Origin of the sequence: Blautia massiliensis (ex Durand et al. 2017) (assembly GCF_001487165.1) — a bacterium.
In the GTDB taxonomy this organism is placed as follows: Bacteria; Bacillota; Clostridia; order Lachnospirales; family Lachnospiraceae; genus Blautia_A; species Blautia_A fusiformis.
Map to the genome: position 1 here is coordinate 1,158,915 of NZ_LN913006.1, position 14,174 is coordinate 1,173,088.

Annotated in this window: 21 protein-coding genes and 1 pseudogene; all 22 read left to right on the top strand. The window is 37.4% G+C overall.

Annotated features, from left to right (window positions below):
• The 22 genes and pseudogenes from BN3261_RS06280 to BN3261_RS06375 all read left to right on the top strand — a co-directional run bounded on the left by BN3261_RS06280 (position 1) and on the right by BN3261_RS06375 (position 14,101).
• Positions 1-891 carry a hypothetical protein gene (locus tag BN3261_RS06280; RefSeq protein ID WP_059085764.1) on the top strand — a complete coding sequence of 297 codons (891 nt, stop codon included), beginning with the start codon at positions 1-3 and terminating at the stop codon, positions 889-891.
• A gap of 18 nt (positions 892-909) precedes the next feature.
• Positions 910-1,638 (top strand): ABC transporter permease, encoded by a 729-nt coding sequence (locus BN3261_RS06285; protein ID WP_059085765.1) that lies wholly within the window; start codon positions 910-912, stop codon positions 1,636-1,638.
• A complete protein-coding gene (locus BN3261_RS06290) occupies positions 1,616-2,332 on the top strand; it encodes an ATP-binding cassette domain-containing protein (RefSeq protein ID WP_005423055.1) in 717 nt (238 codons plus the stop codon). Before BN3261_RS06285 ends, BN3261_RS06290 begins: the two co-directional genes overlap by 23 nt.
• Positions 2,333-2,334: 2 nt before the next feature.
• A complete protein-coding gene (locus BN3261_RS06295; protein WP_059085766.1) occupies positions 2,335-3,648 on the top strand; it encodes a COG1361 family protein in 1,314 nt (437 codons plus the stop codon).
• A gap of 86 nt (positions 3,649-3,734) precedes the next feature.
• Positions 3,735-4,352 carry a hypothetical protein gene (locus BN3261_RS06300; RefSeq protein ID WP_235812349.1) on the top strand — a complete coding sequence of 206 codons (618 nt, stop codon included), beginning with the start codon at positions 3,735-3,737 and terminating at the stop codon, positions 4,350-4,352.
• A 415-nt stretch (positions 4,353-4,767) separates the two neighbouring features.
• On the top strand, positions 4,768-5,745 hold the full coding sequence (locus tag BN3261_RS06305) for a M28 family metallopeptidase (RefSeq protein ID WP_227190737.1): 978 nt from the start codon (positions 4,768-4,770) through the stop codon (positions 5,743-5,745).
• Between the two features lie 140 nt (positions 5,746-5,885).
• Positions 5,886-6,260, top strand: a complete 375-nt coding sequence (locus BN3261_RS06310) for a hypothetical protein (protein WP_059085767.1) — start codon at positions 5,886-5,888, stop codon at positions 6,258-6,260.
• A gap of 309 nt (positions 6,261-6,569) precedes the next feature.
• Positions 6,570-6,707: a hypothetical protein gene (locus BN3261_RS17195; RefSeq protein WP_199579967.1), complete on the top strand. Its 138-nt coding sequence runs from the start codon at positions 6,570-6,572 to the stop codon at positions 6,705-6,707.
• Positions 6,670-7,767: an RNA-guided endonuclease TnpB family protein gene (locus tag BN3261_RS06315; RefSeq protein WP_110925765.1), complete on the top strand. Its 1,098-nt coding sequence runs from the start codon at positions 6,670-6,672 to the stop codon at positions 7,765-7,767. Before BN3261_RS17195 ends, BN3261_RS06315 begins: the two co-directional genes overlap by 38 nt.
• 344 nt (positions 7,768-8,111) lie before the next feature.
• Positions 8,112-8,582: a hypothetical protein gene (locus tag BN3261_RS06320; protein ID WP_015524970.1), complete on the top strand. Its 471-nt coding sequence runs from the start codon at positions 8,112-8,114 to the stop codon at positions 8,580-8,582.
• A 25-nt stretch (positions 8,583-8,607) separates the two neighbouring features.
• Positions 8,608-8,871: a hypothetical protein gene (locus tag BN3261_RS06325; protein WP_015524971.1), complete on the top strand. Its 264-nt coding sequence runs from the start codon at positions 8,608-8,610 to the stop codon at positions 8,869-8,871.
• A gap of 391 nt (positions 8,872-9,262) precedes the next feature.
• Positions 9,263-9,658, top strand: a complete 396-nt coding sequence (locus BN3261_RS06330) for an ArpU family phage packaging/lysis transcriptional regulator (protein WP_015524973.1) — start codon at positions 9,263-9,265, stop codon at positions 9,656-9,658.
• 9 nt (positions 9,659-9,667) lie between these two features.
• Positions 9,668-10,039 (top strand): hypothetical protein, encoded by a 372-nt coding sequence (locus BN3261_RS06335; RefSeq protein WP_059086885.1) that lies wholly within the window; start codon positions 9,668-9,670, stop codon positions 10,037-10,039.
• A 276-nt stretch (positions 10,040-10,315) separates the two neighbouring features.
• On the top strand, positions 10,316-10,480 hold the full coding sequence (gene rd, locus BN3261_RS06340; protein ID WP_015524975.1) for a rubredoxin: 165 nt from the start codon (positions 10,316-10,318) through the stop codon (positions 10,478-10,480).
• A 76-nt stretch (positions 10,481-10,556) separates the two neighbouring features.
• Positions 10,557-10,991, top strand: a complete 435-nt coding sequence (locus tag BN3261_RS06345) for a bacteriohemerythrin (RefSeq protein ID WP_015524976.1) — start codon at positions 10,557-10,559, stop codon at positions 10,989-10,991.
• Between the two features lie 262 nt (positions 10,992-11,253).
• On the top strand, positions 11,254-11,403 hold the full coding sequence (locus tag BN3261_RS17660) for a hypothetical protein (RefSeq protein WP_015524977.1): 150 nt from the start codon (positions 11,254-11,256) through the stop codon (positions 11,401-11,403).
• A gap of 179 nt (positions 11,404-11,582) precedes the next feature.
• Complete coding sequence (locus BN3261_RS06350) at positions 11,583-11,795, top strand: DUF6219 family protein (RefSeq protein ID WP_005421604.1); 213 nt, start codon at positions 11,583-11,585, stop codon at positions 11,793-11,795.
• 3 nt (positions 11,796-11,798) lie between these two features.
• The gene (bcp, locus tag BN3261_RS06355; RefSeq protein WP_005421605.1) at positions 11,799-12,254 is read left to right on the top strand and encodes a thioredoxin-dependent thiol peroxidase; all 456 of its coding nucleotides are present in this window, start codon (positions 11,799-11,801) and stop codon (positions 12,252-12,254) included.
• Positions 12,254-13,000 carry a peroxide stress protein YaaA gene (gene yaaA, locus BN3261_RS06360; RefSeq protein WP_005421606.1) on the top strand — a complete coding sequence of 249 codons (747 nt, stop codon included), beginning with the start codon at positions 12,254-12,256 and terminating at the stop codon, positions 12,998-13,000. The genes bcp and yaaA overlap by 1 nt, the downstream gene beginning before the upstream one ends.
• A gap of 89 nt (positions 13,001-13,089) precedes the next feature.
• Positions 13,090-13,290, top strand: a pseudogene (locus BN3261_RS06365) (rubrerythrin family protein); the annotation flags it as partial.
• A gap of 183 nt (positions 13,291-13,473) precedes the next feature.
• Positions 13,474-13,848: a desulfoferrodoxin family protein gene (locus tag BN3261_RS06370; RefSeq protein ID WP_015524981.1), complete on the top strand. Its 375-nt coding sequence runs from the start codon at positions 13,474-13,476 to the stop codon at positions 13,846-13,848.
• A gap of 94 nt (positions 13,849-13,942) precedes the next feature.
• Positions 13,943-14,101: a rubredoxin gene (locus BN3261_RS06375; RefSeq protein ID WP_005339874.1), complete on the top strand. Its 159-nt coding sequence runs from the start codon at positions 13,943-13,945 to the stop codon at positions 14,099-14,101.
• The last annotated feature ends 73 nt before the right edge of the window (positions 14,102-14,174 follow it).

Consider the following 14,174-nt stretch of genomic DNA (forward strand, 5'->3'; position numbering starts at 1 on the left):
ATGAGACAGGTATTTGGAATTGTAAGGTACAATTTCTTCGGATTTCTACGCAATCCCAAAGTTGTTTTTATTTTTCTGTTAGAATTTGTACTTAGTTTCCTGCTTACAGGCAGAATCATGGTTGTAATGGAGACCTACGATACACCGGTACAGGCCATTGAACCATTTATCTGGACATTTGGGGATGGGATAGCAGTACTGTCCAGTTCGCTGCTCTTGCTTCTTATGTTTTCTGACCTGCCGAAGATGACACCTGTTACTCCATACCAGCTGACCCGGACAACCAAGAGGAAATGGCTTTTAGGTCAATTCATTTATGTTATTCTTGTAACTGTTTTATATACGGTTTTGATGCTGCTGTTTACGGCCGTGCTGTGTATGAAAAAGAGTTATCCAGGTAATCTGTGGAGCGAAACTGCGGCCATGCTTGGTTATTCAGAATTAGGAAAAAACCTGCAGGTCCCTTCTACAGTAAGAGTCATGGAAAGTATCTCACCCTATGGCTGTATGCTGCAGGTTTTCTTTCTTCTGTTTTGTTATTCGCTGACCTTAAGCTTTGTAATCCTTGTAGGAAATCTCTATAAAGGGAAGACTAAGGGGATGATTTTTGGCCTTCTTTACAGTGTCTTTGGTTTTTTATTGGACCCGAAAGTACTGGCTGCAATTTTACATAAAGAAAAATACGAAATGTATCAGGTAAATGTATTAATCTGCTGGATCAGTCCTCTGAACCAGGCAGTATACGGAAAACATAACTTGGGTTATGACCCATTGCTTCCGAAAATCACGCATTCCTATATGTTTTTTCTGGGTATTTTAGTTCTTCTTGCAGTTTTTGCAATTAACCGGATGAAAAAATATACCTTTGAATTTCTTGGAGAAAAGACATGATTGGAAGGGGGAAAACCTATGTGGGGTGAAACAAAACGTATGTTTTTTAATAAGAATTTTCTGGCAGCATGGCTGATAGCCTGCATCTCCATCGCCCTTGGACAGACTTATCCCAGCTTAAAAAAAGCACTGACATGTGGTACTTTTATCAGTATACTGGAAGGTTCCTTAAAAAGTCAGGCAGTATCTTTTGCCATTCCGGTAGCAGCCGTATTGCCATGGAGTGATTCCATTCTGCAAGAATATAAAAGTGGATTTTTAAAGGAAATACTTCCCAGAACGACTCGCAGACAGTATATCGAAGGTAAAGTCTTTTCCATTATGGTATCTGGTTTTATGGTCTGGACGTTATCTATACTAACGGTACTTTTTATCAATTTTATTGTGTTCTATCCGCTGGAGATAAAGGGTGCTATTCAGAAAGAAGCACTTCTGGACTTACTCATGAAGGCATTTCGGACAGGACTTATCGGAAGTATCATAAGTACTTTCGGTGGAAGCTGCGGGATTTTATGGGATTCTGCTTACATGGCATATGGAATCCCTTTTGTAAGCTTTTATTTCGGAATTATCCTTCATGACCGCTATTTTAAGAATCAGATATGGTTTTATCCAGTAGAATGGATACTGGCTGATGAAAATTGGGGACCGGACAAAATAGGAGTTTGGCTATTTCTACTGTTGTTTTTATTAGTAATGCTGGGAATTCTGGGAGGTGTTTTATATGGAAGATTGGAAGAAATCTGAAGGGACATTTAATCTGGCCTGTGATCCGCAAAGAGCAAGTGGAATGATGCAGAACACCTGCGTAAAAATAGAACACGTGACCAAACGTTTCGGTGAAGACATCGTGTTACAGGAAGTAAATCTTTCCCTGAAAACAGGGAACGTCTATGGGATTGTTGGAAATAATGGTTCAGGAAAGACCGTCCTTATGAAATGCATCTGTGGGTTTCTTCCTGTAACTACGGGCACTATTTTTGTATTTGGAAAAAAAATAGGCCATGATGTGGATTTTCCTGAAAGTCTTGGAGTTATTATCGAGACTCCCGGTTTTCTTACACAATATACGGGCTTTAAAAATCTGGAGATCCTGGCAGACATGAATGGCCGGATCTCGAAGGCCGATATCCGCATAGTCTTAAAAAGGGTAGGATTGGATCCGGACATGAAGAAACCAGTCGGAAAATATTCCCTAGGAATGCGTCAACGCCTTGGTATTGCACAGGCCATTATGGAAGATCCTCTTTTTTTGATTCTGGATGAGCCGTTTAATGGACTGGATAAACATGGCGTGGAAGAAATAAGAGAACTGCTGCTGGATTTAAAAGCAGCAGGAAAAACCATTTTGCTGGCAAGCCATAATGAAGAGGACATCAGAATCTTATGTGACCACGTATATGAAATGGATGGAGGAATCTTAAGAGAAAGGACTGCCTGATAATGAAAAATTTATTTGTAAAAACGGCATTAGTATTATGTACGACAATAATATTTCTTCCAGCTACCGTTTTTGCCACAGAGCCTCAAAACACGGAGATTACATCTGCTGAAGAAGGATTTACGGACTCAGATCCGTCCGTATCTTATGAGAATGACAACTCGTTAACCCTTGATGAAAAAGAGGATGATTCTACGAGTACCGAACCTCCGAGTACCGAACCTCCGGCAGAGGATGAAAAGACTCCTGATAAAGCTGATAGCGATAAAGAAAATCCGGATCCGGATATTTTTACATCAGGAGATGACTTTGGTGATGGTTCTAAATCGAATCCTTTTCATGTTGTAATAGACAGTGATAATCCGGAGGACGGTGACGCCCCGCAGATAACAGATCCGGTTATAGACAACGGAGGGTATTCGGGCGGTGGGGGAGGAGATAATTCAACATCAGACTCATCAAGTGAAAAAATATTACATAAACCGCAGTTATTATTAGAAGACAGCAATCTTTCAGGTGGACGATTGGAGGCTGGTTCTACAACAGAAATGTCGCTGACATTTCGAAATAAAAGCTGCAGTCAAAATGTATTTGGTTTAAAAATTTCCCTTTCTACAGAGAACAAAGGAATCGAATTTGAGAAAAACTCTTTTTATGTACAAGTCCTGGCTCCTGGTGAAGCAATTACTTTGGAACAGATGATTACTATAACAGAAAACTGTGATCCTGGCCAGGCTGTCATTACTTTTTCTCTGGATTATGAAGATTCGAAAGCAACGGCAACCACCGGTACAGAATTACTGTCTTTTCAGATCATCCAACCGGTTCGTGTTAAGCTGGAAGCTTCAGATATTCCATCTGTTTTATACACTATGGATACAGTAGAGATCCCGGTAAAAGCAATGAATCTCGGAAGAGACAAAATATACAATGCAAGTGTCAGCTTAAAGGCTGATGAATTAAGTTCAAACGATACGGCATTCTTAGGGACCATAGAGGCCGGAGATTTATCCCAGGGAAGTCTTCGCATATATGTAAAAGGAAAAACAGGAAAATGTGCAGGTCAATTAATTCTTACGTATGAGGATGCCGATGGCAAATCATATGAGGAAGAAATAAAATTTGATTCTGAAATCAAAGAAACCCAGATAAAGTCCTTAAAGGTTGAAGATGACCAGGAGAAAACCAATAACTGGTGGTATTCCATAGCTGCAGTTGTTGCAGTACTGCTTATTTCCATAATCCTGATTCTGGTCAGAAAGCTTCATAAGAAAAATATCCTTCTTGAAGAAGCGAGAAAGGCGGCTTCTCATTGAAAAGAAAAAAAATAGACAGTTTTACCTTATTTGTCATACTTCTGCTGGCATTGATACTTACATTATTAGGAATGCTGCTGGCAGGCATGAAAGAAGAAAAACGGCAATTTACTGTGTTGCTCCCACTTGGAGATCTGGCTTATGATGAAGATTTTTTGCAGAAAGCGAAGAAGATAAAAGGTATAAAAGAAATCTGGCCAGTCATAGAAGTCCCGGTTGTCATCAAAATTGAAGATTATACGGAAACAACGACTTTTTCAGGAATTGATATGAATGCGTTTGGAAAAAATCCAACTCAGAATGAATTGGGGAAGATGCCGTTGTTATTGCTGGGAAATGGTTCCCTACGGGATATGAAAGACTATAATAATCATGCCATTTCAAAAAAACAACAGGAAAAATTTCTAGAGATGGGTGAAAACCTAAATATTTTTTATTCCCTGGATGAAAAAGAGAAGGATACTTCCAAAGCCACGGATGATCTTACCACTTTGTCCGGCAATTCCGCAAGAGAACCGCAAATCTCATATATGCCCTGTAAAGCCGCTGTAGTAATAGAAGGAAACGAAATCTACATACCCATTTCCCAGGCACAGGATCTCTGCAGAGAAATAGGAGAGCCTTCTGAGATCAGTAAAGTATATCTAAAAATAAATGGAAAGAATAACCTGGAGAACGCAAAGAAATTACTTTCAGGAATTTAACATAATATATAGCAAGAAGTCTCTTTCCTTTACAGATGTGCAATGAATTGTAAAAGCACTGTACGAACGCTGTAAAAGCAAAAAAGAACACTTGGTTGGTGATGCAGTTCATGGTATAATAGTATCAGTTGATAACATAAATGATAAAAAAGCTAATTTTGTAAAAAAAAGAATCACAATGTACATTTGAATATCAGATTTACTGCTTTTTGATCATGTGGTTGTAATGTTCCGTACATAGCCCAGAATGGAACTAAGTGAATTTATCAATGTCTGTCCCTTTTTCAAAATCTGAGATTTAAATGATAATGTTTATGGTATGGAAAAAAGCTTTCGTTGTAGCCTATGGTTCTGCATGGAAAGTTATTGGATAAAAGATACTGATTAATACTTGGTAAAATGAGGAAGCTCACAAATGAAAAAAATTACAATTGCCTTAATTATGGTTATATCATTAATAGCACCAATTCAGACAATGGCGGAGAGTGTTACCCAGAACGGTACAATAATAGAGCCTTTGGAACAGAATATTGAACAGATCATCGATGAAATCACTTCTGAACCGCGTCCAATAAATTCTGATGCAATACAGAATGTAAAAGAATATATTAGTAAATATTTTGGCAATCTGGGATATGACAATATAGAATACCAGAAATTCGAATATAACGATGAAAACAATGAGAATGCAATAAGGCATTCCTCGCAGGCGGATGTGTTTCTGGCATCAACAGCCGAGAATGCAATTGTTGACGGCATTGGTGAAAATATCATTGTGACAAAAAACTCATCCATTGATACTACAAAAAATCTGATCATAAGTGCCCATTATGACAGTGCAGAAGATTCGGTGGGCGCCAATGATAACGGTTCCGGAGTGGCAGCAGTGCTTGAACTGGCAAGGATTTTAAAAGATACAGAGATACCGTATAATATAAAATTCATCCTGTTCTCGGGCGAAGAGAAATATATGCTGGGTTCAAGATGGTATGTTGGTAAGCTGACGGAGGACGAGCGGAAACAGATCATCGGAGTAATAAATATTGATACTATTGCAGAAAAAAGTGATCTGGGTTATATGGCGATGATCGAAGGAAACAAAAGACCAGACAATGCGGAATATGATGATGAGGGATTGAAAAAACTGGCAGAATTAAATAAAAACAGTATGTCAGAACTATTTACACCCAGTGACAGATTTTTCCTGACAATGGCAACCAACAGTGACCATTATCCGTTTGCATTAGTGAATATCCCGGCAGTATCTATTGTCCAGGACTGGCAAGATGGTTTGAACGTGAATGATAGTTCTGATGTAAAAGAAAATATGGATATACAGAGAATTGTGGAAGTGATTGATCAGGTTATGGAAGTACTTCCAACGATCAATTAAATTTATATTAAAAATCTCCCACTAATGGTAGTGCCAGATAAAAAACATTGTAGAAGTCAGTAATATTAATGTTTTTCATGGTGCTAGCACGGTACGAAGTCGAAATAATCAAATACTGACAGAGACTAGGAGGTGGAATAATGAAAAAATGGATCGTGATGCTGGCGGTACTTGTTATGTTCTGTCTGGCGGGATGTGGGGAAAAGCCGATGACAGCAGTGTATTTTCATACAGATGATAACAGCTGGTATTTTGCGGATCTGGACACGGACACGATTTTTTCCGGAACGATACCGGATAAGCTTACGGATGAGAATGGAAAGAAGCTGACAGAGGAAGATATGACAGACGGAGATGTTTACCTGATCTATGGAGATGGTATCATGCTGCAAAGCTTCCCGGGACAGTATCCGGGAATCACAAAGATGGTACGGAAAGAACAGGGCAATCAGGAAAAGGCCGATCATTACCGGAAGGAGCTGCTTTCCATGATGCGTCCGGTGACTGAAGAGTGATAAAATAAAGCTTTTTTAGAAAAATATTAAAAGAAAATATATATCCATTTCTTCTATATTTTGATAAACTATATATTAAGGCCACTGAGAAGAATAAATTTTAACAAATGTAGCAAGAATTCTCCCACCTCTTCAGGTGGTGAGATGAATTGCACATCTGAGCATATCTGCTCAAAAAAAATCTCTATAGTATAAAAGAAACACTCGTTCTCCCTTCCCTGATGTAGTATACTGAAAAAGAACAATTAGTTCATAAATACATATCCGTCGATATAAGAAAAAGGACGATAAATATAATGGAGTTAGACCATGAAAGATGCATTCTGGGGTCAGATCTTCGGCCTGCTCAGTGCAGGTGGAGCAACGATTGAAACGATACGGCAGTATATAGAAAGCCAGGGTGAGAAGAATGAACCGCGCCGTAAAAATAAGGATCTATCCAAATAAAGAGCAGAGAGTTCAGATAGAGCAAACAATCGGCTGCAGCCGCTTTATCTATAACCAGATGCTTGCAGATAAGATCAGCTATTACCAGAAAGAAAAAAAGATGCTCCGGAACACACCGGCCGGATATAAAAAGGAATATCCATGGCTGAAGGAGGTGGATTCCCTTGCCCTGGCGAATGCGCAGCTGCATCTGGAAAGTGCGTTCCGGAAGTTTTTTCGGGAACCAGCCTGCGGATTTCCACGTTATAAATCAAAGAAGCATGCAAGAAATTCATATACGACCAATGCACTAAACGGAAATATCCTTTTGCAGGATACCCATCTGAAACTTCCAAAGATGTCCGTCATAAGGATAAAACTTCACCGTCAGATTCCATCAGACTGGAAACTGAAGTCTGTAACTGTGAGCCGTGAGCCATCCGGGAAATATTTTGCCAGCCTTTTGTTCTGCTGTGAGAACCAAACAGTGGAAAAAAGACCGGCAGAGAGATTTCTTGGGATCGATTTTGCCATGCAGGGAATGTGTGTATTTTCTACAGGAGAAAGAGCCGGGTACCCTATGTTTTACAGAAAAGCAGAGAAAAAACTTGCAAGAGAACAGAGAAAGCTCTCCCACTGTGAAAAAGAAAGCCGGAACTATCAGAAACAGAAAAAAAGGGTAGCTTTATGTCATGAAAAGATAAAGAACCAGAGAAAAGATTTCCAGCATAAGCTCAGCAGGGAGCTTGCGGAAAGATATGATGCAGTATGTGTGGAAAATCTGAATCTGAAGGGAATGTCCGGAGGGCTGCACCTTGGGAAAGGTGTGCAGGATAACGGGTACGGGCAGTTTCTGTTCATGTTGGGATACAAGCTGGAAGAATATGGAAAACATCTTATAAAAGTAGACCGTTATTTTGCATCCAGTAAGATCTGCAGTGTATGCGGACATAAGAAAAAGGAACTGGCATTGTCGGACAGAATGTATGTTTGTGAATGTGGAAATAGGATAGACCGGGATGTGAATGCAGCAGTCAACATCCGTGAAGAAGGAAAAAGAATCTATAAAGAATGTGCCTGACGGCACAAGAAAAAAATCCGTAACCGGATAAACATAAAAAACAAAACCGCGGGACACGCGGGGATAGCCTGTTTTAGCTTTGCCCTAAAGGGTAATCGAGCAGGAAGCCCCCACTTCAAAATCGTAAGATTTAAGTGGTGGGAGCATGTCACTTGCTTTGTGGAACAGATTGATATTTACAGGGAGGAATCGTATTTCAGATTCTTCAAGTACATAAGAGTTCACTTTTCGTTGTATTTTAAAGAAAGAGAGACATGGAAACTTTGGAACAACAGCGAAAGTATCTTTGAAAAAGATCAAGGGATTACAATAAAATGATATGTAAATGAAGAGTAAGGGGAAAAATGCTGATTACGGATATTATTAACATTTTGGGGAATGAGTTTAGTAGTATATATTGCGTAAATCGTCAAGATCAGTACATTCAGATTTATAGACATCTAAATGAAAACACAGAGTTAGATGAATTAATGAACGAGAAGAAAACATATGAAACCGTAATACAAAAGTATATAGAGACCAATGTATTTGAAGAAGACAGAAATAAAATGCTGGTTGCTACGGATTTTAATAATATATGCAAACAACTGCAACTGGTCTCACAGTTCACAATACATTACAGGATAAAAAATGGTAATGATATTTTGCGTTATCGTATGAAATGTGCAAGAATTGGAAATGCAGATACATTCGAAAAAATAGTGTTTGCGTTTGCAAGTGAGGATTCAGATATAAGATTAGATGAGTTAGGCATTATGAACTTGAGCAGCACCGGTGAGAAAAGAAAAAGCATCTTTTCTCTGCTTATTAAGTGATGATTGTGAGCTGGATCATCGGAGAATGGACAATGTTATTAATGAGTTTGTAGAGAATGCTCCGATTAAAGGAATAAAGATTAAATATGGTATTTACAAAAATATAGATAAGAATCTTTCAATAGCTACCATATATGATTATGCATCTATGGCGGCAGAAACAGTTATGGAAGATTATAATCATGACTATGCGTATTATACAGATGAACTGGCGCAGAAGAGACTTTATAACCAAATGATAGAAAACGATTTTACAGATGCTTTGAAAAATAAGGAGAGATTGGTATAGACGATATTATTTGGATTATTAATCGGCAGGGATAGTCACTTTCCCTTTATATTCCTGCAGGTTTTACATAAGAAGATGGATTTCGGTCAGCAAAGGCAGCTCCCACAATGCCTTTTGGATATCCGCTTCTGCAAGTTGTAGTAAGTAATTGCTTCCCATCAAAATCATGGGGAAAGCGAACTGGTCTGAAAGACCGCCAGTTAGTGTGATGATGATAAGGAGATTTTGAAACTGATGACAGACAGAGATTATGCAATTAAATCAGTGAAAGAAATTACCTTCCATATGGCAAGTCATGCACAGGATTAAGACATTATACTGATATTAAAGAACTGATGACAAGCTACCAGAAACTGATTTTAGAAAACCAGTTGTATTGGAAGAACTGGATATGGAGTGCCAGGAGAAAATCAATGAAGATATGGCATATGCATTGAGTTATCTGAGCATTTATAACAATCAGCTGAATGTGCCAAAGATGCACCGGGAAATGAATAACCTGATGATCATTTATGGCTTGTCTGATATGATCTATCGTGGAATGACACTGGTGAAGTTCTATGCACCGAATGGTGTGATGCTCAGTGAAATCCTTCATTCCTGTTTTTGCAGTCATTATAATAAGACAGATGTGGAAGTACAGCAGGAGCTAGGAATAGGCAGGACTTCTTTTTATAAAATGAAGAAGCAGGCACTTGGATATTTAGGATTTTATTTTTACGAGATCGTGGTACCGCAGGCAAAGGATAAAAGATTTAAACCGTCACTGGGCGTTGAGGAAGAGTAGGTGAGTAATATGAGATACGAAGATTCGATGAAAGGTGTAGCTGATCAAATAATCAAAGAACAGCAGCGAGCCAGTAAAATTAAAAACAATCCAGAAGAGTTCCATTGGCATGACGAATATGCAACGTTGAATTTCTTTCGGTTTATCTGCAAAAATATCGGTAACTTGAGAAATGGAGAAATTGAAAAAATGGTCACACGTTTAAAGTACATAGATCAGAAAGCAGTGGAAAACCATGTGAATGGTGCTGTTTGGGCATTTGATTATGATAAGATGTTCTGTGTATTGATGGAAAATGAAATTTGTCGAAAGGTGTGTGAAAAGAATAAATATAACAGTTGGATGAATCTGATGGGACAGTATTGTGTTTCAAGGACTTAAAGACGAAGAAAGTTGTTGGAGAGAAATAATTTCCAGCAACTCTGTCTTTAATGAATAGAGTTCATTTTTTTATTCAACTATTCCCATGATATATACAATATGTAAATGTGCAATTCAAATATCAGTTTATGCTAAGTGCAAAAATAATAATAATTACTATTATTGACAAAAGAATAATTATCATGTATAATACAGATATACAAGAAACAAAGTGTTAGAAAAATTGCTAGGAACTTGGTAACAAAAATAAATCGACATTGAAAATGGAAAATGACTATGAAAAAATATGAATGTGAACCATGTGGATATATTTATGATCCGGCAGTAGGAGATCCAGACGCCGGTATCGCTCCAGAAACTGCATTTGAGGATATTCCAGATGACTGGACATGCCCAATCTGCGGATTAGGAAAAGATGTTTTCGTTCCTGTAGAAGACTAAGCAGAAAATGCAGGTACGAAACTGCCAGACATTAAAAGAGCCTAAGAGAACATATAAAAGAAATGGAGGTCAAATTATGACTTACGATTTAAACATTACCTTTGATGACAATTTAGTAACAGGAAATAAAACAATCGATACACAGCACAAAGAATTGATTGACCGTATCCAGAACTTTGTAACTGCCTGTCAAAATGGCGACAGCAAAGTAAAAGCAATCAAAATGCTGGATTATCTGGATGAATATACTGACTTTCATTTCAAAGAAGAGGAAAAGCTTCAGGAAAAATCCGGTTATCCAGAGCGTGAAAAACATTATGAAAAACATGAAGAGTTTAAAAAGACAATTCAAGAACTGTATGAATACCTTCAGGAGTATGAAGGACCAACAGATCGGTTCAGTGAACTTGTACAGAAAAATGTAATCGACTGGCTGTTTGGACACATTAAAACATACGACCGCTCTGTGGCAAAATTTATCTTTATGAAACAAAATCCAGACCGATGCTAAAATAAACCAGGGAACGAGTTCACTCAGAATGTAGACAACGTGATGAAGTAAATTAGGGGCTGTCACAATGCAGCCCCTTTCCTGTTATAGCGATATTCTAGGTAATATATTGCGCTGGCATGACATATTATTTTACTACTACTATATGGGAAGAGCAAGCAGCTCTTCTTTTTTTTGTCCTTTTTATCCAATTTTAAGTTGTAAAGTCTCTTTTCATTCGACAAAATTCTCCACAGACAGAGGATATGCGACGAGCATTGATATGAACATCTATTTATGGAAAGAGGATATTGAAGACGGGGAATCGGTAATGACAGCCGAATATAGACCTGTAGAATACGGAAAGGACTATGATGTTGTCAATAATCCTGATAAATTTCAACTATATATAGATGGAAAAGAGATTAAATAGTAATCTCCTGAAAGCAAGCTTTTTGTCAATTATTTCAAAGAAAAATTAAAGGATAACAATACATAGTTTTGACAATGATATTTTGAAAAAATTTATAGGAATGCTCTATTATCAAATTGACATAGGAATATGGTAGCGTATAATTAGAATTGAATACACTGAAAAAATGGAGGAATTACATGAAAGCACATAAATATTGGTCAGTAGGAGCATTGATCACAATGCTTGGGACTTTTTACACTGGATATAAAAAGCAAAAATCAAGTCACAAATACTTTGCTTTAAGTTCTATGTTATGTATGGTAATGGCGATATATACAGGTCATAAAATGATTACCGGGAATAGGAAGAAAAAGGCGAATAAAGAGAAAGATACAGAAAGGGAGGGATAAATAATGTTGGAAGTAGGGGTTAAGGCACCGGATTTTGAGTTGCCAGATCAAAATGGGAAAATACATAGATTATCGGATTATACAGGAAAAAAAGTGATTTTATATTTCTATCCCAAGGATAATACAGCGGGATGCACGAAACAGGCATGTGGGTTTTCTGAGCGATACCCTCAGTTTACCGAAAAAGGAGCAGTTATTCTTGGAGTCAGTAAGGATTCTGTATCCTCTCATAAGAGATTTGAGGAAAAATATGGATTGACATTTACACTTTTAGCAGATCCAGAGCGGAAAGTTATTGAAGCATATGATGTATGGAAAGAAAAGAAAAATTATGGCAAAGTCTCTATGGGAGTAGTAAGAACCACATATCTTATTGATGAACAGGGGATTATTATAAAGGCAAATGATAAAGTCAAGGCTGCAGATGATCCTGAAAATATGCTCAAGGAATTAGATTAATGAAGATAATATTATCCCCTGCTAAAAAGATGATTACAGATACTGACAGCATAGCGCCGGATGGATTGCCTGAATTTATTGAAAAGACGACAGAGATACAAAGTTGGTTGAAAAGTAAGTCAAAAGAAGAACTGAAGACTATCTGGAAATGTAATGACAAAATTACAGAACAGAACTTCAATAGATTGGAAAACATGGATCTTTATCATTTACTTACCCCAGCTGTCTTATCATATGAAGGAATTGCTTTTCAATATATGGCTCCATCCGTGTTTGAGGACAGTCAATTCGAGTATGTACAAAATCATTTGAGAATAATATCTGCATTTTATGGTGTGCTAAAACCAAGGGATGGTGTGACACCTTATCGTTTGGAAATGCAGGCGAAGGTTGGAATAGGAGAAACAAAAAATCTGTATGAGTACTGGGGAGATTTATTATACCGCTCAGTGATTGATAACAGCAGGATTATAATCAATCTGGCATCGAAAGAATACTCTAAGTGCATAGAAAAATATCTGACACGACAGGATAGATACATTACGATTACATTTTGTGAGTTATCAGGAGATAAACTGGTGACAAAAGGTACATATGCTAAGATGGCCCGTGGTGAAATGGTTAGGTTCATGGCTGAAAACAGAATTGAAAATCCTGAGGATATTAAGAAATTTGATAGACTAGGCTATTCATTCCGCTCTGATTTATCATCAGATGCAGAATATGTTTTTGAACGGAAAAAATGATGATTGAATGATTATTTTAAATAAAAGGTAATCAGTAATATTGATTATTATAATAATAGTAATTATTACTATTATCTATTGACAATAAACAGATTGAGATGCACCACGAAGAGAGATATCGTGCACTTCTTAAGAATATTGAAACTGCACAGGTGTTTGAAAAGAGTGAAGTTAAGGTATGGGAATGCCGTAACTGTGGACATGTTGTGGTAGGAACAAAGGCACCTGAGATATGTCCAGTATGTAACCATCCACAGAGTTATTTCGAAATACGTGAAGAGAACTATTAAAGAGAAGGAGATTATTACAAAGAAGAAAGTGATTATTAAAAAAAGCAGTAATGATAGGCTGTGGCTTTGTTGGTTCTGCATCGGTTGGTAAAGAAGCATTAAAGTTTAAGAATCGACGGATGCTTTGAAGAAAGTTATAGAAACAATTGGATTTTAAATTTTAAACATAGGAAGATAAAAAAGATGGAAGTAAAATATTATGTATGCAATCATTGTGGAAACATTATTGAAATGTTAAAGGATCAAGGCGTACCAGTAATGTGTTGCGGAGAGGCTATGCATGAGTTAAAAGCTGGAGTGACAGATGCTGCTGTTGAGAAGCATGTACCTGTATATACAGTGGACAAACAGCATGTACATGTTGTGGTCGGTGAAATAAAACATCCAATGCTTGATAATCATTTCATTGAATGGATTACACTAAATACAAATCAGGGTATTTATAGAAAACAGCTAATTCCAGGACAGGAACCTATTGCGGATTTCTGCCTCTGTGATGGAGAATATGTAGAAGAAGTATACGCATACTGCAATCTTCATGGACTCTGGAAATGCTAAAAACACTTGACTTTCGTGCTAAGATTACAAAATAATTCAGATACAACAGTAATATATGCTGTGTATTAATATATTTATAAGGAGGAATAAACTAATGAAATATGTATGTGACGTTTGCGGATGGGAATATGATGAAGAGGAAGGTTATCCTGAAGGTGGTATTGCACCAGGAACAAAGTGGGAGGATGTTCCAGAAGATTTTGAATGCCCATTATGTAATGTTGGAAAAGATCAGTTTTCAGAAGTTGAATAGTAAGCGTCCAATAAGAGGGTGTATCGAAATTTCTGGCTGTTGCATGTAAACTATTGATTAGAGTTTTGGGAGT

Excerpts from the sequence above, each read along its gene's own strand:
- BN3261_RS06280 (WP_059085764.1), top strand. The coding sequence starts at position 1 with ATGAGACAGGTATTTGGAATTGTAAGGTACAATTTCTTCGGATTTCTA.
- BN3261_RS06285 (WP_059085765.1), top strand. The coding sequence starts at position 910 with ATGTGGGGTGAAACAAAACGTATGTTTTTTAATAAGAATTTTCTGGCA.
- BN3261_RS06290 (WP_005423055.1), top strand. The coding sequence starts at position 1,616 with ATGGAAGATTGGAAGAAATCTGAAGGGACATTTAATCTGGCCTGTGAT.
- BN3261_RS06295 (WP_059085766.1), top strand. The coding sequence starts at position 2,335 with ATGAAAAATTTATTTGTAAAAACGGCATTAGTATTATGTACGACAATA.
- BN3261_RS06300 (WP_235812349.1), top strand. The coding sequence starts at position 3,735 with ATGAAAGAAGAAAAACGGCAATTTACTGTGTTGCTCCCACTTGGAGAT.
- BN3261_RS06305 (WP_227190737.1), top strand. The coding sequence starts at position 4,768 with ATGAAAAAAATTACAATTGCCTTAATTATGGTTATATCATTAATAGCA.
- BN3261_RS06310 (WP_059085767.1), top strand. The coding sequence starts at position 5,886 with ATGAAAAAATGGATCGTGATGCTGGCGGTACTTGTTATGTTCTGTCTG.
- BN3261_RS17195 (WP_199579967.1), top strand. The coding sequence starts at position 6,570 with ATGAAAGATGCATTCTGGGGTCAGATCTTCGGCCTGCTCAGTGCAGGT.
- BN3261_RS06315 (WP_110925765.1), top strand. The coding sequence starts at position 6,670 with ATGAACCGCGCCGTAAAAATAAGGATCTATCCAAATAAAGAGCAGAGA.
- BN3261_RS06320 (WP_015524970.1), top strand. The coding sequence starts at position 8,112 with ATGCTGATTACGGATATTATTAACATTTTGGGGAATGAGTTTAGTAGT.
- BN3261_RS06325 (WP_015524971.1), top strand. The coding sequence starts at position 8,608 with ATGGACAATGTTATTAATGAGTTTGTAGAGAATGCTCCGATTAAAGGA.
- BN3261_RS06330 (WP_015524973.1), top strand. The coding sequence starts at position 9,263 with ATGGAGTGCCAGGAGAAAATCAATGAAGATATGGCATATGCATTGAGT.
- BN3261_RS06335 (WP_059086885.1), top strand. The coding sequence starts at position 9,668 with ATGAGATACGAAGATTCGATGAAAGGTGTAGCTGATCAAATAATCAAA.
- rd (WP_015524975.1), top strand. The coding sequence starts at position 10,316 with ATGAAAAAATATGAATGTGAACCATGTGGATATATTTATGATCCGGCA.
- BN3261_RS06345 (WP_015524976.1), top strand. The coding sequence starts at position 10,557 with ATGACTTACGATTTAAACATTACCTTTGATGACAATTTAGTAACAGGA.
- BN3261_RS17660 (WP_015524977.1), top strand. The coding sequence starts at position 11,254 with ATGAACATCTATTTATGGAAAGAGGATATTGAAGACGGGGAATCGGTA.
- BN3261_RS06350 (WP_005421604.1), top strand. The coding sequence starts at position 11,583 with ATGAAAGCACATAAATATTGGTCAGTAGGAGCATTGATCACAATGCTT.
- bcp (WP_005421605.1), top strand. The coding sequence starts at position 11,799 with ATGTTGGAAGTAGGGGTTAAGGCACCGGATTTTGAGTTGCCAGATCAA.
- yaaA (WP_005421606.1), top strand. The coding sequence starts at position 12,254 with ATGAAGATAATATTATCCCCTGCTAAAAAGATGATTACAGATACTGAC.
- BN3261_RS06370 (WP_015524981.1), top strand. The coding sequence starts at position 13,474 with ATGGAAGTAAAATATTATGTATGCAATCATTGTGGAAACATTATTGAA.
- BN3261_RS06375 (WP_005339874.1), top strand. The coding sequence starts at position 13,943 with ATGAAATATGTATGTGACGTTTGCGGATGGGAATATGATGAAGAGGAA.